Origin of the sequence: Burkholderia sp. 28_3, from assembly GCF_003253915.1 — a bacterium.
In the GTDB taxonomy this organism is placed as follows: Bacteria; Pseudomonadota; Gammaproteobacteria; order Burkholderiales; family Burkholderiaceae; genus Burkholderia; species Burkholderia cenocepacia.
Genome location: NZ_QKZF01000002.1, coordinates 651,193 through 675,256, shown reverse-complemented (window position 1 = coordinate 675,256; position 24,064 = coordinate 651,193). Strand labels below are relative to the sequence as shown.

The following is a 24,064-nucleotide window of genomic DNA, read 5'->3' as shown; positions in this document are numbered from 1 at the left end:
AGCGATCACGATCAACCGAAACGGGTGATCACGATCATTCGGAATCCATGATCACGATCCGCCGAAATGCGTGATCACGTTCGCCGGAATACGCACCGTGTGCGCCAACATCGTTGGCATCTACCTCGTCGGAAGCGTCGCAGGCTGGGAGCGTTGGCTGGCGGCAGCAGCGGGCTACTTCCTGGTCTGGCGGCTGTGCCTGTACGGCGCGACGGCCTACGGCTGGGTCTGGATGCGTCGCCGACTGCTGGCGCGCGAGGACGACGCGCAAGCGCGGCGCCGCCTGGTGCGCAGCGAGATCGCCGGCGTCGTTGCCATCGTGGCGCTTGAAGCCAGCCTGTTGATGCAGGGCTGAGGGGAGATCCGAGCCATGACGCTTTTCGCGACCGACTACCTGGAGTACTACCTGACCCTGGTTTCCTGGATCGTCAACAACGGCATCTGGGCGGTACTGGTATCCAGCGGGGTATTCGCACTGCCCTTCGTGGCGATCATCGTGCAGGAATGGCTCAAGGCCCGTGGGGAGGGTGCAGACGAAGGCAATAAGGGCGTGCTCTCGGCCGCACGCATTGAGAACCGGGTGTTCGTCGCCATCGTGGTCGTGATGTTCGCCGGCATCCCCTTCATCGACGTGGACCTCAACACCATTCAGTACGACAGCTCGCGCTCGGCTCAATGCCAGGTCAGCGTGCCGCAGCCCACGGATACCGGCTGGTCCCAGTCCTTCAGCACCATCAACAACCAGAGTGCCAAGGTGCCGGTCTGGTGGGCATTCATGCACGCGCTCTCGCGCGCCGTCACCAGTGCCTCGGTGGCAGCGATCCCGTGCGGAACAGACCTGCGACAGATGCGCATGGAGATCGACGCTACCCGCATCAACGACCCGGTGCTGGCTCAGGAAGTGGCCGATTTCACACACGACTGCTACGGGCCAGCACGCGCTAAATTGTTCATGGCGCGACCGGAGCTGGACGAAGCTCAAATGAACGACGTGACATGGATCGGTTCGAGGTTTTTCACGGACACCGGCGGCTACTACGACAGCTACCGCTCCAGCACGGCGCGCGAGTCATGGCCCTATGACGACACTCGCGACGCAGGGCTTGCGCAGGTGGCCAGTGGCGGCGGCTACCCGACTTGCAGGCAGTGGTGGGCCGATGGCAGCAACGGCCTGCGAGCACGGCTGCTGAGCCAGGTGGACCCCAGCCTGTTGAATCGCTTGGCGGGCTGGGCCGGGTTCCTCAGCCGTACCGAGGTGGACGATTCGGTGGTCCGTACCATCGCGTCACCGCGACAGCAGAAGCTCAACCAGGGTTCGGTCTATACCGACTACGGCGGCCAGATCGACAAGACCCTGCCGAACATCGTGACGCGGGCCACGGGGGACGTAGGAATGGCGGTCGGGGCACTTGCCGCATTCCCTGCCATGGACGTGGTGCGCCAGGCGCTGCCCATGGTGCTTGCCTTGCTCAAGATGGCGCTGGTCATCTGCATCCCGCTCGTGCTGGTCGTCGGCACCTATGACCTGAAGACGGTCGTCACCGTCAGCGTCGTGCAGTTCGCGCTGTTCTTCACCGATTTCTGGTTCCAACTCGCTCGCTGGATCGACAGCACCATCCTCGATGCGCTCTATGGGTGGGGCTTCGGCTGGAACCGGCCGCACACTAACTTCGATCCGCTGGTGGGGTTGAACAATGCCTTTGGCGACCTGCTCCTGATGTTCGTCATGGGCACGATGTTCCTGGTCTTGCCGGGTTTTTGGCTTGCGAGCCTTACTTGGGTTGGGATTCGGGCTGGACACGTCATCCAAGGGCTTTCGGATGGCAGCAAGAGTGCCGGCCAAGCAGGCGGTAAGGGCGCTGGGGCCCTTACCGGAGGTAAGCTGAAGTAGCGCGGCGCCGGTCAGTCGTCGGTGTACAACTCGTGCGACGTATCGTTGTACAGGTTGGGATCGTAGCCCGGCGTCTTGCGCAGTTCGGTGAGGTCGGTGAAAGGCCACTCGTCTTCATCCGAGGTATTGGCAGCAGCAGCCCATCCCGCCACCACGACTCCCAACAACACGAGTGCGAACCAGAAGGCGACGTAGAGCAGCGCGCCCAGCACAGCCAGCTTGACCGCCCACAGCAGCACTGTGGCACCAACCGAAGGCACCCCTTTGACCATCAACCAATTCGATACCCGCCGTTCGCCACGCGCATAGGCACGCCATACACGGCCAAATGCGCGGCCGATACGTTCTGCGGTGCTGGTACGAGTTGTGGTGTTCATGGTCGTCTCCTGCTACTGAGGGATGTCTATTCCAGGGTGCTCCACTTCATTCCGTTTCAGGCTTCAATGTGTTTTCTCGCTGCTTCAGGACGCTTCGTCATCCGGTTCCACCGGGCCCGGGTCGGGTTCCACGCCGATGCGGTAGGTGGCAACGAAACGCGGCCAATCCACATGGTCAACCAGATCGATGTCCTCGATGACGCTGACCTTCGCTCCCGCACGCTCGAACAGGGCGATGCTCTTGGCGGGATAGTTGTTGCGCGACGGATAGAGCACTCCGTCGAACAGAGGTTGGCCGTCGTCGCCGACCATCGCATGCACCTGAGCGGACACCTGCTGCGTGTGCGTGTAGTCGCGGCTGGCCAACTGCTCCAGGTTCAGGCCAAAGTAGCCCGCCATGACGCTCGGTGCCGTGAGATCGGCCAGAAGCACGTCGGCCACCACCCCTACAGCGCGCACCATCCTGCCCTGGACTTCTTTCAATGCGATCGAGCGCTTCGCGTCATCAAGCCACTGATGCTTGTGAAACACCGACTCCATCAACGCCGTGGGCAGGTCGCGCCCCAGGTAGAGCACGCCGTAGGCTCGGGCCGGGTCGTCGTAGCGATTGGTGCTGCTGCGACCATAGTACAGCGGGCTGCCCCGATAGACGACGCGGCTCACATGCTGGAGCAGTTCACCGGCATCGATCAGAAAAGAAGGCAGCTCGTGGTTCATGGCAGTCTCGCTTCAATGCACCTGAACGCCCAGCACGTTAAACACGGCCTCGGCCACGGCGTCGATCGTGCCATGCGTCACCGCATCCACCGGCGAGCGACCGCCCAAGCCTTCGAGCGGTTCGGACAGTGCGCGGTAGATCGTCCAGTGATCGATACCCTCGACCTCCTGAAGCACGGTTTGGGTCAACTGCTGCTTTACCGGGTCGAGCTGCCAGTCGGGCAGCTTCTGACCGCGCGGCCCCACGTTCAGCGCCAGCAGCCGACGCGCGAGGATGTCCTTGTAGATCTGCTGGCGCGACTTGTCCGCCAGCTTGGCGAACTCCGCGGGCGGCAGGTTGTGCGGCTGGTTGAAGGTTTCCAGTAGCACCGCACGGCCTCGCTGGACGTCGGTTTCATTCGGTGCCCAGCGCGTGTCGGCGCGCAGCGCGGCCGCCTTGCGTGCAAGGGCCTGCCCAACGGTCTCCCCCTGCAAGTTGGCGGGCAGTGTTACCGCTTCCACGCGCTCGTGGACGAACGCCTGCAACTCGGCCGCGAAAGCCGTGGCATCCCGGATTTCGACGGTATCCGCGAAGCGGCGTACATCTTCCACCGTGACGCGCGGCAGACGGTCGGCAATGAATTCAATGGCAGTGGGCATGGTCATCTCCCAAGTAGGTTTGAGACAGGTTTCACTCTAGTCGCCTTTGTCGCGTTTGTCAACTTTGACGCCTAGAAAGCAACCTACCCGGCGGAAGCAGCGCCTTCGCAGCATAGACCGAGGCCAGCGCCTGGTCGCCGTCCAATGCATTCGAGCGGGTTCCACATTGACGGTGGAGCCGCGATCCAGGCCCCGCTATACCGAAACGGTTAAAGGCCAAAGGGTCGAAATGGCAAGGGAATGGGGTGCAAGGGGAAAGGCCCTACCTCGAAAAGGCCAAAAGGCCTCCCGGTCGGCCCGTCATTAGGACACCTCACATGCTCTCCCTGTTCCAGCGAAAACGGCCCCCGGTCGCTGCCGCACCGACGCCATCACCCGTCACCGACCTCCCGAAAGGGCTGCTGCGTCCTGAGTCGGCCGCATCGCTGCTGGCCACCCCACGCCGGCAGAAGCTGCTGGAGCACATCTGGCAGCGCACGTCGCTCTCACACCGGCAATTCGTCACCCTGTACCGCACGCCCCTGGAACGCTACGCCGAACTGGTCCAAGCCTTTCCGGCCTCCGAAGCGCATCACCATGCCTATCCGGGCGGCATGCTCGACCACGGCCTGGAGATCGTGGCCTACAGCCTGAAACTGCGGCAGTCCCATCTGCTGCCCATCGGTGCCAGTCCCGAAGACCAGGCGGCGCAGTCCGAAGCCTGGACCGCCGCCGTCGCCTATGCTGCGCTGCTCCACGATATTGGCAAGATCGCCGTCGATCTACACGTCGAACTGGCCGACGGCAGTACTTGGCATCCGTGGCATGGCCCGCTGCACCAGGCGTACCGATTTCGCTACCGTGACGACCGCGAATACCGCCTGCACAGCGCCGCAACAGGCTTGCTCTATCGCCAACTGCTCGACCGCCACGTCCTGGACTGGCTCAGCGACTATCCGGCTCTCTGGGCACCGCTGCTCTATGTGCTGGCCGGTCAGTACGAACATGCCGGTGTACTGGGGGAACTCGTCGTGCAAGCAGACCGGGCGTCGGTGGCCCAGGAGCTGGGCGGCGATCCGGCGCGCGCCATGGCCGCGCCTAAGCACGCACTGCAACGCAAGCTGCTGGACGGGTTGCGCTACCTGCTCAAGGAACAGTTGAAGCTGAACCAGCCGGAAGCCTCCGATGGCTGGCTCACCGAGGATGGTTTGTGGCTGGTGAGCAAGACGGTCTCGGACAAACTGCGCGCACACCTCCTGTCTCAGGGGATCGATGGCATTCCTGCGAACAACACCGCCGTGTTCAACGTGCTGCAGGACCACGGCATGCTCCAGCCCACCTCGGACGGCAAAGCGGTCTGGCGCGCGACCGTCACCAGCACGACCGGCTGGTCCCATTCGTTCACCCTGTTGCGTCTCGCTCCCGCGCTGATCTGGGAGTCTGGCGAGCGACCAGCACCTTTCGCAGGCACGGTAGAGATCGACGCGACGCCCGCAGAAAACGACGCCAGCATGTCGGCTCCCGTGCCAACCGTCTCGGTGAACCCAGCGCAGGGAGGTCAAGAGCCTCCAATTTGGGAGGACGACAGCACCACCATCGTTTCACCGCCCGCGGCCCAGCCCGTGCCCGACGTCATGGAGGACTTGCTCGCGATGGTGGGCTTAGGTGAGTCGGCCGGCGTTGGACAGGATGCCGAAGAGTTCCTCCACCCTCCCGCGCCAGCAACAGCCGCGACGTCCATTCCATCACCTGTACCCGCGCCTACGCCTGGGTCATCGGCAACGAAGCCATCCACGGAACAGTTCATGGTTTGGCTGAAGCAGGGAATCACCTCACGACGGCTCATCATCAACGACGCGAAGGCGCTCGTGCATACGGTGAATGACACGGCCTACCTGGTCAGCCCGGGTGTGTTCCAACGCTATGCGCAGGAGCATCCCGAAGTGGCCGCGCTCGCCAAGCAGGAGAATCAACAGGATTGGCAGTGGGTGCAGAAGCGCTTCGAGAAGCTGCAGCTACATCGCAAGCACCCCAATGGCCTGAACATTTGGACCTGTGAAGTCACGGGCCCGAGGAAGTCCCGCCGACTGCATGGCTACCTCCTTGAAGATGGGTCCTTGGCATTCCCCGAAATACCGCCCAACAATCCCTATCTTGCTCTGACTCAGGAAGGATGACGCGATTCGGGCATTGATCGCCACCGTCGTTTGGCGACGATCAATACCCCGCGAAAGCTGGCAACATTTGGCGAACTGAGCTACTCGGCCCGCGCCAACTCCTGCGCAAGGAACGGAGCGGTTCGGCTGCCAGACGTTCGGGCCACCTGCTGAGGGGAGCCCGCCACCACGATGCTGCCGCCGGCAGCGCCTGCACCAGGCCCCACGTCGATCACCCAATCGGCCTGAGCCACCGCGCGCATATCGTGCTCGATCATCACCACGGTGTTGCCGGCATCGACCAGGCGCTGCAACTGCACCAGCAGCCGGTCGGCATCGGACGCATGCAGCCCGGTGGTTGGCTCGTCGAGCACGTACAGGCTTCGGCCGCGCTGGCTGCGCTGAAGCTCGGTCGCCAGCTTGATGCGCTGCGCCTCGCCACCGGAAAGTTCCGTGGCCGGTTGCCCCAGGCGCAGATAGCCCAATCCGATATCGCGCAGCAATTGCAGGGGCCGGGCCACGGCGTCTTCACCCGCAAAGAATTCGCTGGCTTCGTCCACGGTCATCTGCAGCACCTCGGCGATGTTGCGCCCGTTCCATTGCACCTTCAGCGTGGCCTCGTTGTAGCGTGCGCCATGGCACGTCGGACACGGGGCGTACACGCTGGGCATGAACAGCAACTCCACACTGACGAAGCCCTCGCCCTCGCAGGTCTCGCAACGCCCCTTAGCCACGTTGAACGAGAAGCGCCCGGCGTCATAGCGGCGGCGTCGCGCATCGGGCGTGGCGGCGAACAGCTTGCGCACGTGGTCGAACAGGCCGGTGTAGGTGGCCAGGTTGGACCGGGGCGTGCGCCCGATCGGCTTCTGGTCCACCTGCACCAGGCGCTGTATGGCGTCCACGTCGCCCGCCAGATGACCGCCAGTCGCTTCGATCACTGCCGGCCCTTCGCTGGTGGCGCTTTCGGCCGCGTCGTCCTCGGGCTCGTGGCCCAGGTGCAGTAGCACCAGCTCCGGCAGCGCCTGCGCGACGAGGCTGGACTTGCCCGAGCCGGAGATGCCGGTGACGGCCGTCAGCACGCCCAGCGGAATGCGTGCGTCCACGCCATGCAGGTTGTGACGATGGATGCCCTGCAGCTCCAGCCAGCCGGTCGCTTCGCGTGCCCGGCTTCCCGGCGCGGCGATTTCGTCGAACAGATAGCGGGCGGTGCGCGATTCGGCAATCTTGCGCAGGCCGTCCGGCTCGCCGCTGTAGAGCACGCGGCCGCCACGCTCCCCGGCATCCGGCCCCACATCCACCAGCCATTGCGCGCGGCGCATCAGGTCCAGGTCGTGCTCGACCACGAACACCGAGTTGCCCGCGTCACGCAGCCGGTCGAGCGCGTCGTACAGCGCCTGGCTGTCGGAGGGGTGCAACCCCGCCGAGGGCTCGTCGAGCACGTACACAACACCGAACAGCAGGGAACTCAATTGCGTGGCCAGCCGCAGGCGCTGCAACTCGCCGGCCGAAAGCGTCGGCGTGGCCCGGTCCAGCGTCAGGTAACCCAGGCCCAGCCCACGCAGTTGACGCAGGCGCGCCATCACACCGCCGGCCAGGCGCTGCGCGGCGAGGCGCTTTTCTTCCGACAGCGCGGAGGTGCGGCGCACGTCGGGCGATACCGCATGGACGGCACGGCCGGAGGCCGCGCGTTCGGCACGGTCGCGTCGGGTCGCTTCCTTGTCCGTAGCCGCCCCCGCTGCATGGGCGCGGAAATCGCCCTGGGCAATGGGTTCGAGCAAGGCCGCCAACTGGTCCAGCGGCATCTGCATGAACGCGCCGATGTCCACGCCGGCGAAGGTGACCGACAGCGCCTCGGGCTTGAGCCGCTTGCCGTGGCAGGTGGGGCACGGCTTGCCCTCCATGAACCGGGACACGCGCTTTCTCATCAGTGCGCTTTGGGTATTGGCAAAGGTGTGCAGCACATACCGCCGGGCGCCGGTGAAGGTGCCCATGTAGCTCGGCTCCATCTTGCGCTTGAGCGCCGTGCGGGTCTCGGCGGGCGTGAAGCCGGCGTACACCGGCACTGTCGGTGTTTCCTCGGTGAACAGAATCCAGTCGCGGTCCTTCTTCGGCAGGTCCTTCCACGGTCGGTCAACGTCGTAGCCCATGCTGACCAGGATGTCGCGCAGGTTCTGGCCTTGCCAGGCGGGGGGCCAGGAGGCGATCGCCCGCTCGCGGATGCTCAGGGAGGGATCGGGCACCATGATGGCCTCGGTCACCTCGTACACATGGCCCAGGCCGTGGCAGGTCGGGCACGCTCCCTGCGGCGTGTTGGGCGAAAAATCCTCGGCGTACAGCATCGGCTGGTTGGCTGGGTAGGCGCCGGCGCGCGAATACATCATCCGCACCAGGCTGGACAGGGTGGTCACACTGCCCACGGAGGAACGCGCGTTGCTGGAGCCCCGCTGCTGTTGCAACGCCACCGCCGGCGGCAGGCCGTCGATCGCATCGACGTCCGGCACGCCGGCCTGGTCGATCAGGCGCCGCGCATAGGGGGCCACCGACTCGAAGTAGCGCCGCTGCGCCTCGGCGTAGATGGTGCCGAAGGCCAGCGAGGACTTGCCGGAGCCGGAAACGCCGGAGAACACCACCAGCGCGTTACGCGGGATGGAAACGTCCACCTCTTTGAGGTTGTTCTCGCGCGCGCCGCGCACTTCCACCATGCCGCTGGCCGCAGCGGTACAAGAGGATTCACCGAAAGAATTGTTTGGCATGTTCTTATCCTGTAGTTCGTCCCGCTCAGGACGGGACTTCCTGAGTTCGGGGGCCGCGGCGACTGGCTTCGAGCGCCGCGGTGACAGTGCGGGCGTCGTAGCTGCCGCGCAGACGACGACCCTCGACGAAGAACGTCGGCGTGGCGTGCGCACCGCTGGCGACGGCACTGGCGAGGTCGCGCTCGACACGCTCGATCACCGCGGTGCTGTCGAGATCCGCGATGAACCGTTCGACGTCGAGCCCAAGCTCGGCGGCGTAGCCGATCAGATGCTCGCGCTCCAGCGCATGCTGACGGGTGAACACGAAGTCCAGCCACGGCCAGAACATCCCCTGGTTCGCCGCTGCCTCGGACGCCCGCGCGGCAATCGGCCCGTGCGGGTGGTGCGGCAGATGGCGCACCACATACCGCAGGTCGTCCCCGAAGTGGGCGCGCAGATCGTCCCACGAACCGGTGGCGTGCGCACAGTACGCGCACTCGAAGTCCACGTACTCGACGAGTGTGAGCTGGGCGTCCTCCGGCCCGCGGATGTGATCGATCTCCGGATCGACCGGTGGCTCAAGCACCATCGGCAGGTCAGCGGTCTTCTCACCCCACCGCTGGGCGGCGACCTTGAAGATCAGCCACCCGAGCAACGTGGCGAACACCATCGACACGAGCACGCCGACCGTCGCCTGGCGGCCCAAGTCGGAGGTCGTGCCGAACGCGAGCCCGATGATCAGCAGCGACACGGTGAACCCGATCCCGGACAGTGCCGCACCACCGAACACGCTGCCCACCCCGACGCCCTCGGGCAGCCGGCCCAGGCCGAGACGGACGGCGATGAGAGTGATGAGCCCGATGCCCAGGAGCTTGCCGAGCACGAGCCCTGCGATGACGCCCCACGTGACTGGCGAGCCGAAGGCCTCGGCGAGCAGCCCGCCACGCACGTCCACTCCGGCGTTCGCCAAGGCGAACACCGGCACGATCAGCAGCGCCGTCGGCAGCCGCAGGAACTCGTGCAATCGCTCGTTCACCGAGATACCCCGGGACAGCCCGCAGTCCACCGCGCGGGCCGATGCGGCACTCGGAGACTGCCAGAAGTCGCGGAACAGTTGTTTTGCCGCGACGACCTTGTGACGTTGCGTCGCGTAGGCGGGGATCAGCAGCCCCGCGGCCATCCCGGCGAGAGAGGCATGGATGCCGGAGTACACGGTTGCGAGCCACAGCACGATCACGATCAGCACATACGGCATTGCCCGCCACTGGCGGGTGCGCCCTAGCCGCCACAACGCAACGAGACTGGCGAGGGCGATCAACAACGGGACGATCCGAATCTCATCGCTATAGACGATGCCGATGATGGACACGGCGAGGAAGTCATCGACCACGGTCAGGGTGAGCAGGAACACGCGCAACTGACCGGATAGCCGCGGGCCGACGATCGCCAGGGTGCCCAGCATGAATGCCGTATCGGTGCCGACCACCGCCCCCCACCCGTGCAGGCCCTCACTTCCGGCCAGCCCCACGATCAGGACATACACCAGCGCGGGAAGCACGACACCCGCGACCCCCGCGATCAGAGCGAGACGGGCACGGCTGCGATCCCGGAGCGATCCGTGGGCGAACTCCTGACGCACCTCCAGGCCGATCAGGAAGAAGAAGACCACCATCAGGCCGTCGTTGACCCAGTGATGCAGGTCCATGTGCAGGCCCAGCGGCCCGAAGTCAAACCCGACGTCCAGGTGCCACAACTCGAAATAGGCATCGGATAGCGGCGAGTTCGCCCACGCCAGCGCCACGACCGTGACGATCACCAGCAGCACCGCAGCACCAGACTCCGTGCGCAGATAGCGGGCAACGCGTCCCCGGCTGATCTTCGCCGAGGATGCACCGAAAGAAGTGGCTGACATGTTCTTATCCTGTTCCTGTAGTTCGTGAAGTCGCGATGAGCCGGTTTCGGAGACGACCAGTCAGGCGTCCGCCTCTGGCAGCGTCCCATCATCCAGCGAGCGCAGCCAAGTAAGCCTTTCTCCCAGCCTGCGCTCAACACCTCTGTCCGTTGGCTGATACCAGCCCGGCCGCGCCACGCCCTCGGGAAAGTAGCTTTGCCCAGCGGCATAGCCGTTGGGCTCGTCATGGGCGTAGCGGTAGCCTTCGTGATACCCCATCTGCTGCATCAGCTTCGTCGGCGCATTGCGAAGATGGAGAGGCACAGGCAGGGAGCCGTTGTTCTTGACGAAGGCCTTCGCCTTGTTCCAGGCGGCATAGGCAGCGTTCGACTTGGGGGCGGCAGCAAGGTAGGTCGCCGCGTGGGCAATCGGTATTTCGCCTTCGGGGGAACCCAGCCTCTCATAAGCCAGCGCGGCATTGAGCGCCAGTTGCAGCGCCTGCGGGTCGGCATTGCCGATGTCTTCGCTGGCCACCACGATCATGCGGCGCGTCACCTGGCTGACGTCGCCGCTGCCGTCGAGGATGCGGGCCAGCCAGTACAGGGCCGCGTCGGGGTCGGAGCCCCGCAGCGACTTGTGGAAGGCGGAGAGCTGCCAGTAGAACTCGTCGCCGCCCTTGTCGAACCTGCGCAGTGATGGGCTGGTGGACAGTTTGGCAAACTCGCCATCGACCACGGCCTTGCCCGCGCCCGACGCAGCATTCGTCACCTGCTCAAGCAGATTGAGGAAGCGCCTGCCATCGCCATCGGCAAAGCCCTTGAGCAGATCCAGCGCGTCCGCGTCCAACGTGACGCCCTGGAGATGCGGCAGTGCGCGTTCGTAGAGCTGGTTCAGTTCGTCGCCGGACAGCGGTTCGAGGGTATAGACCTGCGCGCGCGAGAGCAGCGCGGAATTGACCGCCAGCCCCGGATGCTCGGTCGTCCCCCCCACCAGGGTCAGGAGCCCCGACTCGACATGGGGCAGTAGGGCATCCTGCTGCGCCTTGTTGAAGCGATGGATCTCATCGACGAAAAGCACCGTCGATCGACCATGGTTGTCCAGTTCTGCCTGGGCCTCGTCGATGGCTTGCCGGATGTCCTTCACCCCGGCAAGCACGGCCGAGATGGCGATGAATCGGCTGTCGGTCGCACTGGCGGCCAGGCGCCCCAGGGTGGTCTTGCCCACGCCTGGCGGCCCCCAGAGGATGAACGAGTGCAACTTGCCCGCCTCGAACGCGAGACGAAGCGGCTTGCCGGGGCCGAGCAAGTGCCGTTGCCCGACGAATTCATCCAGCGTCTTGGGCCGCAGGAGTTCGGCCAAGGGAGGCTTGGGCTTTGTCGTGAATAGATCGGTCAAGTTCCTCTCCCTGGCATTTCTGATAGTTGACGTTCCGATAACGTTGGCACCTCAATCCAGGGAGCCGGATTTGTCCAACGCCGCGGGCTCTTTGTCGCTAATCGCATGCATGATGATGCGAGAGCCGCGGTAGCCGATGCTGTGGTTCCATACCCAGCTCAAAGCGACGCTGAGACGATTTCGCGTACCGATCAGAAAGTAGATGTGCGCCAGCTTCCAGATCCACCACGCAAAGGCACCACGCAGCTTCACCCGCCCCATGTCAATCACCGCCAGGCTGCGGCCGATGGTGGCCAGGTTCCCCTGATGCCGGTATTTGAAAGGTCCGTCAGCGGGCTTGCCCTTCAAACGCCGTCCAATGAGGTTGGCGACGTACTTCCCTTGCTGTTTGGCGGCCGGGGCGATGCCCGGCACGGGCTTCCCATCGGCCATGGTGCACGAGGCTGTATCGCCGATGGCGAAGACCTCCGGCCGACCGGCCACCGTCAGGTCAGGGCCAACGACCACCCGACCCGCACGATCAGACGCAGCGCCCAGCCAGCGAGCCGCGGGAGACGCCTGGACTCCGGCGGCCCAGACGATGGTCTTGGCCGAAAGGGGCTTGCCACCGTACACCACGCCATCGGCCGAGCATTCGGTGACCGGCGTACCCAGCACGACCTCGACGCCGAGCTTTTCGAGCGCCTGGCGCGTATAGGCCGAAAGATCCTCTGGAAAGACGGACAACAGACGCGGGCCAGCCTCGATCAGTACAACCCGCGACGTGCTCGGGTCGATCGAGCGAAAGTCACGCGCCAGCGTGTCTCGTGCAAGCTCGGCGATGGTTCCGGCCAATTCAACCCCGGTGGGACCACCACCGATGATGACGAACGTCTGCAGCGCGGCACGCTGCTGAGGATCGCTCGTGCGCTCAGCCTCCTCGAAAGCCGCGAGGATTCGGCCCCGAATGGTCGTGGCATCTTCCAGCGTCTTCAACCCCGGCGCGAAAGCCCCCCATTCGTCGTGTCCGAAGTAGGCATGGGTAGCGCCTGTCGCGAGCACGAGCGTGTCGTAGGTTTGCCGCAATCCATTGTTGAGAATGACCTGACGCGCGTCCTGGTCGATACCTTCCACTTCCGCCATCAAGGTGTTCACTTCCGGGCGATTTCGGAAGAGATAGCGAATAGGCCAGGCGATCTCGGATGTCGAAAGTGACGCCCCTGCAACCTGGTAAAGCAAGGGTTGGAACAGGTGATGATTGCGCCGATCGATGATCGTCACATCGACCTCGGCACCAGCAAGCTGGTTGGCAACCTCGATCCCGCCGAAGCCCGCTCCGATAATGACGACGTGATGTCGGTTTTTGGAGGTCTTTGTCATGACCTGATCTCCTCTCTCTCAGCGTTTCAGCGCCGATGCGTGGTGTGCCATATGCTCGCCAATGAAACTGGCAATGAAGTAGTAGCTGTGGTCGTAGCCTGGGCGCAGATTCAACGTGAGCGGGTGCCCCGTCTCGTCGCAGGCCTTGCGCAGCAGGTCGGGCTGAAGCTGGCTCTCCAGGAACTCGTCGCCCAAGCCCTGGTCCACCAGCAACGGCAAACGCTCCTGCACGGTGCGAATCAGCTCCACGGTGTCGTACTGTTTCCACACCTCCCGATCGCTGCCCAGGTACGCCTCGAAGGCCTTGTGCCCCCAGGGAACCTGGGTGGGGGCGACGATGGGCGAGAAGGCCGAGACGCTTCGATAACGGCCCGGGTTGCGCAGGGCGATGACCAGAGCACCGTGTCCTCCCATGGAATGGCCGCTGATGCTCCGCTCCGCTGTCACGGGAAAGTGGGCCTCGATCAGCGCCGGCAGTTCCTGCACGACGTAGTCGTACATCCGATGATTCGCAGCCCAGGGTTCCTGTGTGGCATTGACGTAGAACCCCGCGCCCTGTCCGAGGTCATAGGCAGGATCGTCGGCAACGCCTTCGCCGCGAGCGCTGCTATCGGGCGCGACGACGGCAATGCCATGTTCGGCCGCGTAGCGCTGGACGGCGGACTTGGTGATGAAGTTCTGCTCGGTGCAGGTCAGGCCCGAAAGCCAGTACAGCACCGGCACTTTGCCGTGCTGCGCCTGCGGAGGCAGATAGACGCCGACCTTCATCGTGCAACCGAGCGTCGTCGATTCATGCTGATAAACGTCCTGCCAACCATCAAAGCTGGCGTGATGTTCGATGCGTTCCATGTAGTTCTCCTATGTTCAAAGGAACGGCGCAGCTCTCGCGCGCCAAGACGGCAGCTCGTCAGGAAGATTTCTCTTCCGCCACCGTGTCGCCGTGGGCATGCCTGATCCTGCGCACGATCCACCAGATCGTCAGCATCACCGCAGGCACCAGAACCGCCATCACCGGCGCCACGCTGTCGTGAACCATCGGAATGCCCTTGAGCAAGTAGCCGAGAAGACTCACGACGTAATAAGAAATTGCCGCGACCGACAGGCCTTCGACGGTCTGCTGAAGGCGCAATTGCATCTTGGCCCGGTTGTTCATCGACGCCAGCAGATCGCGGTTCTGGCGTTCAAGCTCAACGTCGATCCAGGAACGCAGCAACGCGATGGCCCGGGTCAGCTTGTCTGAGAGCTTGGCCTGGCGCTCCTTTACGGATTGGCATGTCCGCATGGCTGGAGCGATGCGGCGCTGCAGGAAATCCGCCCAGGTGCAGTACCCGGATACGGCCTCTTCCGAAAGCGCTGCCAGCCTTTCCTCGACGATCTCGTAGTAGGCACGGCTGGCACCGAAGCGATAGAGATTCGCCGCAACTCCAGCTTCCAGCTCGGCAGCCAGGCCGGTCAATTCGGACAGCAGCACGTCGCTGTCGCGCCGTTCCACCAAGCTCGTACACATCTCGTCGGTGATCGCCGCAAGGCGCGACTCCATGCGTCGCAGCTCCGACGTCATCGATCGTGTCAACGGCAGGGACAGCAACGCCAAGGTACGGTAGGTCTCGATCTCCAGCAGACGTTGAGCCAGCGCACCCGCCCGCGCCGGGGTCAAATCGCGGGCCAGGACGAGGATCTGCGTCAGGCCATCCTCATCCTGTCGGAAGTCGGTCAGAATGGCGGCAGAGCCGTTCTCCACCAGCGAGTAGCACAGGCTGGCAGGATCGAAGCGATCGGCCTCCTTCTCCGTTTCCGGCGTCCACGGAAGAAGTCTCAAACGGATGCCGGATACGACCGGGCCGGGAGGCACAAATCCATGCCTGAACGGGTTTTCGCCGCACGGCTCTCCCGTCTCGGAATCCAGCGAAGCGCACCAGAGATACGTCGAGAACTCGGTGTGCTTTTCACAGTGCAGGTCTCCTTCGTCCCATGTCACGCCGTGAAGCGGCGTAGCATGGTCGGGTTCGGCAACGCCGAAGCGATGAGACAACTCGCTCATCGCCATCTGATCCTTGGCCTGGTCGCCTTCGGTCATGAAAGCGAGCTGCAATATGCCGCGCGGGGCCTGAATCAACAGATGCGGGCGCGCATGCACTTCACCCACGGCGGCAGCACGATCGGTGTAGGCCGGCATGCCGTACACGGTGGCGGTCGGGGTGGGTTGTACGGTCGTCGTATTTATGTTGGCCGGCTCTTTCATAACGACCTCATTTCTTCTTGGTTGAAAAACACGCTTCAAAGCAAATGCCCGCAGCCATGCGTTTCGCACATGGCTGCGGGCCGATCTTCATGAGCAGACACCGCTCTACACGGTCCGTCTAATAGGCTCGCCGTGTAGAGGCTTGTGCTGGCCCTTTCAGAACGCCCTCAGCTTCCTAGCTTTCAGACGAAGGTGTACGAGCAGACCTTGTTGCCCGCCGGATCACGCAGGTAGGCCGCATAGGCACCCGGCAGGTGGCCACGCGGGCCAGGCTGGCCCTCGTCGGTGCCGCCTGCGGCAAGGCCGGCGGCGTGGAAGGCATCCACTTCGGCGGGAGTGGCGGCCGCAAAGCCGACCGTCACGCCGTTGCTCGAAGGCGCTTCACCATTGCCCGGACGGGCGATGATGAAAGCCGGCTTTTCGCGACCGAAAAGCACCCATCCGTTGCCGAAAGGACCGAGGTTCTTGATGCCGAGAGCACCCAGGGCGGCGTCGTAGAACGCGGCCGACTTCTGGACGTCGGCGGCGCCGATGAAGACGTGCGAGAAGATGCCGTCGCCGGAAATGACAGGAGTGGACATGGTTAGTTTCCTTGATGGTTGGTGTTGAATGGATAGTGGGTGATCAGTAGTGGATCACCGTGCGAATCGACTTGCCTTCATGCATCAGGTCGAAGGCGTGGTTGATCTCGTCGAGACCCATGGTGTGGGTGACGAACGGGGCGAGATCGATCTCGCCTTTCATTGCGTCTTCCACCATGCCCGGAAGTTGGGTACGCCCCTTGACCCCGCCGAAAGCAGAGCCCTTCCAAGTCCGGCCGGTGACCAACTGGAACGGACGGGTCGAGATTTCCTTGCCGGCACCGGCGACACCGATGACGATCGACTGGCCCCAGCCACGATGGGCAGCTTCCAGAGCCGAACGCATCACGTTGACGTTGCCGATGCACTCGAAGGTGTGATCGACACCCCAGCCGGTCATCTCGATGAGAACCTCGTGAATCGGCTTGTCGAAGTCCTTCGGATTGAGGCATTCGGTCGCGCCGAAGGTACGAGCCAGCTCGAACTTCGCCGGATTGGTATCGATGGCGATGATGCGGCCCGCTTTGGCCTGGCGTGCACCCTGAATCGCGGCGAGACCGATGCCGCCGAGGCCGAAGATGGCCACCGAGTCGCCCGGCTGCACTTTGGCCGTGTTGTGCACGGCGCCGATGCCGGTGGTCACGCCGCAGCCCAGCAGGCAGACGTGCTCGGGATTGGCGTCCGGGTTGATCTTGGCCAGCGAGACTTCGGCGACGACCGTGTATTCGCTGAAGGTCGAGCAGCCCATGTAGTGGTAAAGCGGCTGACCGTTGTACGAGAAGCGAGTCGTACCATCGGGCATCAGCCCCTTACCCTGGGTTGCACGAACCGCGACACACAGGTTGGTCTTGCCGGACTTGCAGAACAGGCACTCGCCGCACTCGGCGGTATAGAGGGGAATGACGTGATCGCCAGGCTTCACGCTGGTCACACCTTCACCCACCTCCACGACGATACCCGCACCTTCATGACCCAGCACGACCGGGAAGAGACCTTCGGGGTCGTCGCCCGACAGGGTGAAGGCGTCGGTATGGCAAACGCCGGTGTTCGTGATCTTGATGAGCACCTCGCCCTTGCGCGGCGGCTCGACGTCGATCTCGACGATTTCCAGCGGCTTTCCTGGCCCGAAGGCAACTGCTGCACGTGATTTCATGATGTCGCTTCCTTTACTAGCTAACTAAATTTGCCCTCACCGAGGGCACCCTGGTGCCTCTACCGCAGATAGGAGCGGACGATAGAGATGGTCTCGTCAATGGACTTGTTCTGCGAATCGCTCCTGATTTCGCTACTGGGAAACTCTTCCCGCAGATAGCTCTCCAGAACCGTTGCCATCAATCCGTTGACTGCCCCACGAACGGCCGCAAGCTGCTGAAGAATTGCAGGACATTCCGCACCTGCATCAAGCGCTTGCTCAAGAGTCGCTACCTGACCTTTGATGCGCCTGATGCGCGTCAGTGCTTGCTTCTTTTCTTCCGGGCTGTGTGGCATCGAACACCTCTCTACTTGGGTACACCGCCGCATTATACAATACTCCCCCATAGTATATGCGGCCGAACTTCGCCACAAAATCTGTGCTCTTCGAGCACGCTTACAGGCTAGTACAGATTTGTTCCCAAGAAGCGCAAAACATTCAAATTAATGAATATTTCTTGCATGTATCGACAGCATCGGGGCAAGTTCAAAACTGGTCAAACTGGAAAAATCTATGCGCAGATAGACGTGGCCTATCTAAGCCGACTCATCGAACTGAAGCTAACAAGATGAGACCGGCTAGGCGACCTGACGACCCGAATACCGAGCCTTCCGCAGTGCAGGCAACATCTGGCCGTCCCAGTCACGATCGACCGCAACCTGGGCCTGTTCCTGGTTTCGTTCGAGTGCTTCAACGTCAAGATCACCGATCGCCCATGTCTGCGTGCCGCAAGTCGTCGCGAGAATGCCATCATCCGGGAATCCACGATCCATTGGTGCATAGATCGTGGCCTCGCCAGTGTTCGTGTCCAACGCCGGACTCCAGTCAGCAGCTCCGGTCGTCACGGCCTGCGCGATGAACATTCGGTTCTCCAGCGCCCGCGCCATGCAGCCCACACGGACCCGGGTTGCACCTGCTTGGGTGTCGGTACAGCTCGGGACCAGCAGCAGGCGCACTCCCGCCTCTCTCTGGGCTCGCACGGGCAATGGAAACTCACTGTCATAGCAAACAGCGATGCCGGCACGCACACCGTTCAGGTCGAACACCTTGAGTTCGTCGCCACCTTCGATGACGCCGGTGTCCTTCTCGAACCCCGTCAACTGCAGTTTGTCCTGGTAGTCGCGTGTACCGTCAGGCGCAAACCACCAAGCTCGGTTGCGGTAGCGGTCCAAACCAACCTGGGTCAAAAACGTACCGGCCTGAATGGTCATGCACAACTCGCGCGACAGGTCGGCATACAGTGCCAGCCAAGCAGGCTGCAAGGCCTGCAGCGCGGCCAGAGAGGCGTTGAAATCACGGCGGATGCTAGGCTTGAACGTTGCAGCCAGTTCGAGGGATAGATACTCGGGCAACACGGCCAGTTCCGCTCCGCCACGGCGCGCCTCCTCCAGAACCAGTCGCTGCCGCGCAGCAAATGCCTCGAAGTCCGTCGGCTTACCCACTGCATATTTCGCAACTGCTACTTTCACTTCGCGTTCTCCAGAGAGTGCAGCCACATCGTGAGCGTCTGCTCGGTTTCGGTCGGCTCACCCACCTCCTTCCAGGGCAGCGTAACCTTCATGTCCGACTGTCGCACGTAGCCACGACGGGTCCAGAAGGCATCATTACTGCGGTAGTTGGAAGGACGCCGGGGATCGTCGTCTGCTCGATCCACCGACGCGAACGATGTCCACTGCATGCCGCCCAACGAACGGGCATGCGCTTCGCGTTCGTCAAAGAAGCGATGGCCCAGGCCAAGGCCCCGAAAGGCTGGGAGCAGGACTGATTCGCCGCAGTAAAACACTGCCTCCATCGGGATTCCTCGATCGGCGAACGGTACCTGGAAGGCCGGCTCCGTATCGCCGAGCGGCAACCCCGTGGACGCACCCACAACCACGTCATCAGCGAGCACGAGCACCAACAGGCTGTCTGCCGAACGGGCGTACATGGAAAGGTAGTGCTTCTCGTATTCGATGTCGCCCTCGTACAGGTATGGAAAGCTGCGGAAGACCTTCGCCCGCAGATGTGCCACGGTGTCGAACCATTCGGCAATGTCCGGCCCACGACGAACCAGCACCTGCACGTCGCTGGTCATTTCAGGCGTCCCCTCCGACCTGTGCGATCCAGTCGCCGAGGTTGTAGTAGTTGGTGACACGAGCGATCTTGCCATCGCGGATCTCGAAGAACGCGCCACCCGGCAGCACGTAGCGCTGGCCCTGGGCGTCCGGCAGCCCGTCGTCCGTCACCTTGTATTCGCCATGCACCACGTACTCCGCGCCTGCGCGCAGGCCGTCGGCGCTGACCATCACCACGATCCCGCGGAGTTGCTCGCCATAGCAGCGGTCCATGCGCTGCAGGAAGGCGCGGAAGGCTTCGCGACCGACCTCACGAGCGCCCTGGTTCAAATCGTGCGCGACGTCATCGGTCAACATTGACAGCATGGCCTCGCGGTCACCGCGGTTGAAGGCGTCGTAGTAGGCAGTGATGAGAGTCGCAGCGTTCATTCGCGTTCCTTGTTGGGTTGTTCGGAGCGGAGCATTCCGGGGTGCTGTCAGTCTGGGCAACCGCGCCTCCCTTGTATATGGAATTGTTGCGATTTTATAATTCCACCATCTGGAACAATTAACGAGCGGCGAAACCGACCATGAGGCGTGCGTCATGAACAAGGAAATGGAACTACTGCGCATCTTTCGGGTGGCGGCCGAAAGCAGCAGTTTTCGCGATGCAGCCGTCCGGCTGGGGACTTCTCCGCAAGGTGTCACCCGTGCCATCCAGCAACTGGAGCAACACTACGGCGAGGTGTTGTTTCATCGAAGCACGCGCCAGGTGCGCATCACCGCCTTCGGCGAAGGGCTGTTAGACCAGGTGCGCCCGGCATTGGAGCGGTTCGAGGATCTGTGGCGAACGCCTGGCTCCGACCAGCAGGCATCCCTGTCCGGTACGGTTCGCATCACCGCACCGCACAGCTTGGGCACCAGAGCGGTGCTGCCGGCACTGGAGCGCGTGGCCGCGCGTCATCCCGACATCACGCTGGATGTGCGCCTGTCCGATCGCATCAGCAATACGGTTGACGAAGGGATTGACGTCGGAATCAGGGTCGGATTCATGCGTGATAGCCGCTTCGTCGCACGCAAGGCAGCCGACATGAAACTTCCGATCGTTGCCGCTCCGCGCCTGATCAAGAAAGTGGGCGTACCTGAAAACATCGATGCGCTAAGCAGCCTGCCAGCTACCGTGGCCTTGGATATCAATACCGGCCGTCCCTGGCCTTGGCACTTCAAGGCGGGACGCCAGTGGACACCTGCCGCACCCACTCTCGTCGCCGACAATGCCGACATGGAAATGGGAGCGGCGCTGGCCGGGATCGCGTTCGCGCAACTGGCGGACTACATGGCCGCCCCCTACATTGCCAGCGGGAAGCTCGTGCGAGTGTTGGAGAGCGAAGAACCTCCGGCATGGGGGTTGTACGTCTATCGGCCTCAGCGTGGCCCCATTCCGGGAAGGGTTCGAGCGGTATTTGATGAAATGCTGGTCGCCGTTGGATCGTTGCCAGCTTTGCGCTGACACGTCGCAAGACACTGAAAGGCACACGCCCTGGAAAGCGGGGCACTGAGCCTTGGCGGCTCGCCCCTCCGGTTGAATGATGAGCCGACCGTCTGCCCGCTTGCGCCAGGTGCAGATCGGTCGGCCATGCAACCCTATGCCGGCAAACGATTAGATGTAAATGAATTGCCGGTACAAACCATCCAACTGACGACGAATATCTTCGACGCGCTGCTCGTCACCGGTATCGGTAAATTCGAGTAGCTGCTGTTCCTTGGCAGTGATCTGATCGCAAAGGTCGGACAAATTCTCGCAGAAAGCCTCGGAGTGAACGGTGGGCTCCTCCGTATTCGTCTCTTCTCCTGCTAGTTTTCGCACAGACGAGGCCGGAGAAATCCCATTTTCCTCGTTAAAGGCAATTTGAAGCTGCCTGCGCCTATTGGTTTCATCGATCGCCTGTTTCATCGCCGGAGTCACCGCGTCGGCGTACAAGATCGCCTTGCCGTTTTCATTCCGAGCGACTCGACCTATCATCTGAATGAGAGCATGGGCCGAACGCAAGAATCCTGCACGGTCTGCATCGAGAATAGCAACCAATGATGCCTCTGGAATATCCAGCCCTTCGCGCAAAAGACTAATCCCAATCAAAACATCGAACTCTCCTGCGCGCAGGCCATTGATGATCTCAACACGATCCTCCGCTTTTATGTCCGAATGCATGTAGCGCGCTCGAATCCCGTTGTCCGTCAAGAAATCCGTTAGCTCTTCTGCACTGACCTTCGTCAGCGTAGTCACGAGCACGCGATTTTTCTTCTTCACGCACTTCGATATTTCGGCAAGCAGGTCATCTATGTATCCGTCCGCTTTCCGCACCTCAACCTTGGGATCAAGCAGTCCCGTTGGTCTGATAACTTGTTCGACAACCCTGTCTTTCGACACCCTCAGCTCGTAGTCTCCCGGAGTAGCGGAAACAAAGATGGTCTGAGGCTTGACCTTCTCAAATTCACCAAAGTTCAACGGGCGATTGTTCTTAGACGAAGGCAAGCGGAACCCGTAATCTATCAACGTCTCCTTGCGCGCCTGATCCCCCCGGTACATTGCGGATATCTGTGGCACCATGACGTGGGATTCATCGACGAACAGAAGCCCATCTTTCGGCAGGTAATCCAGCAATGTGATCGGAGGCGAGGCCGGGTCCCGTTCGCTGAAGTAGCAGGAATAATTTTCCATGCCCGAACAATAGCCTACCTCGCGCATCATCTCCACGTCATGCGTGATCCGCTCGTACAGCCTGTTTGCCTCGACCAAGCGATTATTCCTGTTCAGCTCGGCAACCCGCTCTTCCATATCAGCGAGTATCTTCTTGGACGCGGAATCTATTTTATTCGTGGGCGGTGCAAAAAGCGTCTTTGGCGAAACCAAGTAATGGTCAATTGCCCCAAGCGTTTTACCTGTAACAGGGTCTAGCCATTGAACAGACGCAACAGAGTCATCCAGCAGTTCCACCCGAACTGCCCTATGCTCGGAATCAGCAGGAAAGATATCGATCACATCACCTTGAGCGCGAAACGTTGCACGTTTGAGAGTGCGCTCAGTGCGATCATATTGCAGCAGAGCCAAACGACGAATCAGCTCTCTCTGGTTTAGTTTGACCCCAGGGGACAGAGCGATCTGCAACGCTCGGTACGCCTCCGGGTCACCCAGGCCGTAGATTGAAGACACCGAAGCGACGACGATCACATCGCGGCGCTCAATCAAGGATTTGGTCGTGGACAGGCGTAGGCGCTCAAGGTGATCGTTGATGGCCGAGTCCTTTGGAATGAAACGATCGGTGCCCGGCATATAAATCTCGGGCTGAAAATAATCGTAGTAGGAAACGAAGTACTCGACAGCATTCTCAGGAAAGAAGTGCTTCATTTCACCATAAAGCTGCGCGGTCAATGTCTTGTTAGGAGCCAAGATCAACGTGGGCCGCTTCAGACGATGAATCACATTGGCCATCGTAAAGGTCTTACCAGAGCCGGTGATACCCTTCAGCGTCTGGTGTGTCGCACCTTCTTCTATGTCCGATAGCAGGCGCGCTATCGCCTCTGGCTGGTCCCCCGCCGGCGTATAGCTGGAGTGCAGAATGAACGTACCGGTTGACATTAGATATCTCCTAATTGAGCTACTTCAATTTGTCCTGATGTATCGGCTATTTCGGAAGACCTATAGCAGTACCAAACTGGGGTGTAAATGACGGCGATCCTGCCACGCCCCACCTGGGCGTAGGCGTCGCCAACATGATAGCCCAACACACGGGCGGGCTTCCCAGTGCATATCCGCCGAGCGCCACGACGTCAGCCAGCGGCCCGTCTGCCAATGCACCTGGAGCTACTCGCCTCGTTCAGCGCCGACATCGAGTCGTGGCGGGCGAGATTGCTCTGTACGCCCCATGTGTGGCGGCGGCTCCCGCCGATGCGCGCCTTTGCCTCTCTCAGCCATCAAGACGAGACGCCGGAGGCGTGGAGCTACGTCACCTGCTAAAGATGCACGATCTCAACATTCGGCCATTTGCCTGCAAGGTACTCGGCCACTAGCCTCCGATGGCAGTGATGGGGCTTGTCTTCGCTGCAAAGCAGGCAACTGTTATCAATCTTTTCTTTATCGATTGACTCAATCTTTCGGGACGACATTAAATCCAGAAACTTCCTCGCGTAGATATCCCAATCTCCCCCTTTTATTTTATATGCCTCGAACATGTCCTTGGTTGGAGCAAGTGCTGGCAGGTGCTCATATTCCATCCCACACAACGCCTCGGAAAAATACCGAAGATCCTCGCGCTTTGCGAAGCCGGCCAATTGCGAAACATTATTCAGACGAACATCGACTAGGCGTTTGGCACCAGAATCACCTAATTTGGTGAAGAAGGATCGCGCGGAGGTCTTAGTGAATCCAATCGTGAATATCTTCATCTGCCTTACTCCACTCGTTCCTTCATCCATAAATGGCTGTTATTGATCTGCCGCCAGGTACGCCCGTCAATCGCAGCCAAGGAAACGCCGGGGGCATGGCGTACTAGCTACTCCACAACGGCCACGGCAGGCTCCATTCTCTGGCCGCTTCAACGACTCGCGGCCACGACCCGAGCAGCTCAAGAGCTTAGCACCGCCTTTTGCGGTTGCGTGCTTCACCACTCCCGCTTCTTCCCTTCCAGAACGCGCCAACTGCTAAGCTACATGAGGACGACTCGCCCTACAGCGCGAAGCACCTGTGTTCGCGCTATTGGCTGTCCCGTGCGTTGTGGTGCTGGCCGCCGATGACGAGCCGAGCCTACTGAATGGGCACTGCGCACAACAGCCTTTCATGCGTGCCACCTGCGTGATCAAGGTTGAACGCAGATCGAAGCGTG

The 24,064-nt window shown here is 61.9% G+C and carries 20 protein-coding genes and 1 pseudogene; 4 read left to right on the top strand and 17 right to left on the bottom strand.

Going from position 1 to position 24,064, the window contains the following annotated elements:
- Positions 1-97: 97 nt before the first annotated feature.
- Positions 98-355 (top strand): annotated as a pseudogene (locus DFS13_RS07935) (hypothetical protein); the annotation flags it as partial.
- Positions 356-370: 15 nt separating this feature from the next.
- Positions 371-1,891 carry a conjugal transfer protein TraG N-terminal domain-containing protein gene (locus DFS13_RS07930; protein WP_019726345.1) on the top strand — a complete coding sequence of 507 codons (1,521 nt, stop codon included), beginning with the start codon at positions 371-373 and terminating at the stop codon, positions 1,889-1,891.
- 11 nt (positions 1,892-1,902) lie between these two features.
- Here DFS13_RS07930 and DFS13_RS07925 read toward each other — a convergent pair whose 3' ends face one another.
- The 3 genes from DFS13_RS07925 to DFS13_RS07915 all read right to left on the bottom strand — a co-directional run bounded on the left by DFS13_RS07925 (position 1,903) and on the right by DFS13_RS07915 (position 3,624).
- Entirely contained in the window at positions 1,903-2,268 is a 366-nt protein-coding gene (locus DFS13_RS07925) for a DUF3742 family protein (protein ID WP_009459638.1), read from the bottom strand.
- A gap of 84 nt (positions 2,269-2,352) precedes the next feature.
- Positions 2,353-2,985, bottom strand: a complete 633-nt coding sequence (locus DFS13_RS07920) for an RES family NAD+ phosphorylase (protein ID WP_009459636.1) — start codon at positions 2,983-2,985, stop codon at positions 2,353-2,355.
- Between the two features lie 12 nt (positions 2,986-2,997).
- A complete protein-coding gene (locus tag DFS13_RS07915; protein ID WP_009459635.1) occupies positions 2,998-3,624 on the bottom strand; it encodes a hypothetical protein in 627 nt (208 codons plus the stop codon).
- A 317-nt stretch (positions 3,625-3,941) separates the two neighbouring features.
- On the opposite strand from DFS13_RS07915, the gene mobH reads away from it, so the two are divergent.
- Positions 3,942-5,780 (top strand): MobH family relaxase, encoded by a 1,839-nt coding sequence (mobH, locus tag DFS13_RS07905; protein WP_019726349.1) that lies wholly within the window; start codon positions 3,942-3,944, stop codon positions 5,778-5,780.
- 80 nt (positions 5,781-5,860) lie between these two features.
- Here the strand turns inward: mobH and DFS13_RS07900 are convergent, their stop codons facing one another.
- The 12 genes from DFS13_RS07900 to DFS13_RS07845 form a co-directional block, all read right to left on the bottom strand.
- Positions 5,861-8,512 (bottom strand): excinuclease ABC subunit UvrA, encoded by a 2,652-nt coding sequence (locus tag DFS13_RS07900; RefSeq protein WP_019726350.1) that lies wholly within the window; start codon positions 8,510-8,512, stop codon positions 5,861-5,863.
- Between the two features lie 25 nt (positions 8,513-8,537).
- Positions 8,538-10,403 (bottom strand): Na+/H+ antiporter NhaA, encoded by a 1,866-nt coding sequence (gene nhaA / locus DFS13_RS07895; RefSeq protein ID WP_019726351.1) that lies wholly within the window; start codon positions 10,401-10,403, stop codon positions 8,538-8,540.
- Positions 10,404-10,463: 60 nt separating this feature from the next.
- Positions 10,464-11,777 (bottom strand): replication-associated recombination protein A, encoded by a 1,314-nt coding sequence (locus tag DFS13_RS07890; RefSeq protein WP_009459628.1) that lies wholly within the window; start codon positions 11,775-11,777, stop codon positions 10,464-10,466.
- A 51-nt stretch (positions 11,778-11,828) separates the two neighbouring features.
- Positions 11,829-13,136 carry an NAD(P)/FAD-dependent oxidoreductase gene (locus DFS13_RS07885; protein ID WP_019726352.1) on the bottom strand — a complete coding sequence of 436 codons (1,308 nt, stop codon included), beginning with the start codon at positions 13,134-13,136 and terminating at the stop codon, positions 11,829-11,831.
- Between the two features lie 18 nt (positions 13,137-13,154).
- Positions 13,155-13,985, bottom strand: coding sequence for an S-formylglutathione hydrolase (gene fghA / locus DFS13_RS07880; protein WP_007182551.1), 831 nt, complete (start codon positions 13,983-13,985; stop codon positions 13,155-13,157).
- Between the two features lie 58 nt (positions 13,986-14,043).
- Complete coding sequence (locus tag DFS13_RS07875; RefSeq protein ID WP_019726353.1) at positions 14,044-15,378, bottom strand: DUF3422 family protein; 1,335 nt, start codon at positions 15,376-15,378, stop codon at positions 14,044-14,046.
- Positions 15,379-15,560: 182 nt separating this feature from the next.
- Positions 15,561-15,959 (bottom strand): VOC family protein, encoded by a 399-nt coding sequence (locus DFS13_RS07870; protein WP_009459624.1) that lies wholly within the window; start codon positions 15,957-15,959, stop codon positions 15,561-15,563.
- 43 nt (positions 15,960-16,002) lie between these two features.
- Positions 16,003-17,112, bottom strand: a complete 1,110-nt coding sequence (locus DFS13_RS07865; RefSeq protein WP_011871467.1) for an S-(hydroxymethyl)glutathione dehydrogenase/class III alcohol dehydrogenase — start codon at positions 17,110-17,112, stop codon at positions 16,003-16,005.
- A 59-nt stretch (positions 17,113-17,171) separates the two neighbouring features.
- Positions 17,172-17,447, bottom strand: coding sequence for a formaldehyde-responsive transcriptional repressor FrmR (gene frmR, locus DFS13_RS07860; RefSeq protein ID WP_007182548.1), 276 nt, complete (start codon positions 17,445-17,447; stop codon positions 17,172-17,174).
- Positions 17,448-17,729: 282 nt separating this feature from the next.
- Entirely contained in the window at positions 17,730-18,620 is an 891-nt protein-coding gene (locus tag DFS13_RS07855; protein WP_009459621.1) for a carbon-nitrogen hydrolase family protein, read from the bottom strand.
- Positions 18,617-19,225, bottom strand: a complete 609-nt coding sequence (locus DFS13_RS07850; protein WP_009459619.1) for a GNAT family acetyltransferase — start codon at positions 19,223-19,225, stop codon at positions 18,617-18,619. The genes DFS13_RS07855 and DFS13_RS07850 overlap by 4 nt, the downstream gene beginning before the upstream one ends.
- Position 19,226: 1 nt before the next feature.
- Entirely contained in the window at positions 19,227-19,634 is a 408-nt protein-coding gene (locus tag DFS13_RS07845; RefSeq protein WP_009459611.1) for a ketosteroid isomerase-related protein, read from the bottom strand.
- A 154-nt stretch (positions 19,635-19,788) separates the two neighbouring features.
- Here DFS13_RS07845 and DFS13_RS07840 point away from each other — a divergent pair, with 154 nt between their 5' ends.
- Positions 19,789-20,694, top strand: coding sequence for a LysR family transcriptional regulator (locus tag DFS13_RS07840; protein WP_009459605.1), 906 nt, complete (start codon positions 19,789-19,791; stop codon positions 20,692-20,694).
- Between the two features lie 150 nt (positions 20,695-20,844).
- Here the strand turns inward: DFS13_RS07840 and uvrB are convergent, their stop codons facing one another.
- Both uvrB and DFS13_RS07830 read right to left on the bottom strand, forming a co-directional pair.
- Positions 20,845-22,821 carry an excinuclease ABC subunit UvrB gene (gene uvrB, locus DFS13_RS07835; RefSeq protein ID WP_009459603.1) on the bottom strand — a complete coding sequence of 659 codons (1,977 nt, stop codon included), beginning with the start codon at positions 22,819-22,821 and terminating at the stop codon, positions 20,845-20,847.
- Positions 22,822-23,195: 374 nt separating this feature from the next.
- Positions 23,196-23,627 carry a DUF488 family protein gene (locus DFS13_RS07830; protein ID WP_009459601.1) on the bottom strand — a complete coding sequence of 144 codons (432 nt, stop codon included), beginning with the start codon at positions 23,625-23,627 and terminating at the stop codon, positions 23,196-23,198.
- Positions 23,628-24,064 lie beyond the last annotated feature (437 nt).

What these genes read in the sequence shown, in the direction of transcription:
- DFS13_RS07900 (WP_019726350.1), bottom strand. Translation starts at nt 8,512, where the DNA reads ATGCCAAACAATTCTTTCGGTGAATCCTCTTGTACCGCTGCGGCCAGC.
- frmR (WP_007182548.1), bottom strand. Translation starts at nt 17,447, where the DNA reads ATGCCACACAGCCCGGAAGAAAAGAAGCAAGCACTGACGCGCATCAGG.
- nhaA (WP_019726351.1), bottom strand. Translation starts at nt 10,403, where the DNA reads ATGTCAGCCACTTCTTTCGGTGCATCCTCGGCGAAGATCAGCCGGGGA.
- uvrB (WP_009459603.1), bottom strand. Translation starts at nt 22,821, where the DNA reads ATGTCAACCGGTACGTTCATTCTGCACTCCAGCTATACGCCGGCGGGG.
- DFS13_RS07875 (WP_019726353.1), bottom strand. Translation starts at nt 15,378, where the DNA reads ATGAAAGAGCCGGCCAACATAAATACGACGACCGTACAACCCACCCCG.
- DFS13_RS07915 (WP_009459635.1), bottom strand. Translation starts at nt 3,624, where the DNA reads ATGCCCACTGCCATTGAATTCATTGCCGACCGTCTGCCGCGCGTCACG.
- DFS13_RS07850 (WP_009459619.1), bottom strand. Translation starts at nt 19,225, where the DNA reads ATGACCAGCGACGTGCAGGTGCTGGTTCGTCGTGGGCCGGACATTGCC.
- DFS13_RS07845 (WP_009459611.1), bottom strand. Translation starts at nt 19,634, where the DNA reads ATGAACGCTGCGACTCTCATCACTGCCTACTACGACGCCTTCAACCGC.
- fghA (WP_007182551.1), bottom strand. Translation starts at nt 13,985, where the DNA reads ATGGAACGCATCGAACATCACGCCAGCTTTGATGGTTGGCAGGACGTT.
- DFS13_RS07840 (WP_009459605.1), top strand. Translation starts at nt 19,789, where the DNA reads ATGAACAAGGAAATGGAACTACTGCGCATCTTTCGGGTGGCGGCCGAA.
- mobH (WP_019726349.1), top strand. Translation starts at nt 3,942, where the DNA reads ATGCTCTCCCTGTTCCAGCGAAAACGGCCCCCGGTCGCTGCCGCACCG.
- DFS13_RS07830 (WP_009459601.1), bottom strand. Translation starts at nt 23,627, where the DNA reads ATGAAGATATTCACGATTGGATTCACTAAGACCTCCGCGCGATCCTTC.
- DFS13_RS07930 (WP_019726345.1), top strand. Translation starts at nt 371, where the DNA reads ATGACGCTTTTCGCGACCGACTACCTGGAGTACTACCTGACCCTGGTT.
- DFS13_RS07865 (WP_011871467.1), bottom strand. Translation starts at nt 17,112, where the DNA reads ATGAAATCACGTGCAGCAGTTGCCTTCGGGCCAGGAAAGCCGCTGGAA.
- DFS13_RS07870 (WP_009459624.1), bottom strand. Translation starts at nt 15,959, where the DNA reads ATGTCCACTCCTGTCATTTCCGGCGACGGCATCTTCTCGCACGTCTTC.
- DFS13_RS07885 (WP_019726352.1), bottom strand. Translation starts at nt 13,136, where the DNA reads ATGACAAAGACCTCCAAAAACCGACATCACGTCGTCATTATCGGAGCG.
- DFS13_RS07920 (WP_009459636.1), bottom strand. Translation starts at nt 2,985, where the DNA reads ATGAACCACGAGCTGCCTTCTTTTCTGATCGATGCCGGTGAACTGCTC.
- DFS13_RS07925 (WP_009459638.1), bottom strand. Translation starts at nt 2,268, where the DNA reads ATGAACACCACAACTCGTACCAGCACCGCAGAACGTATCGGCCGCGCA.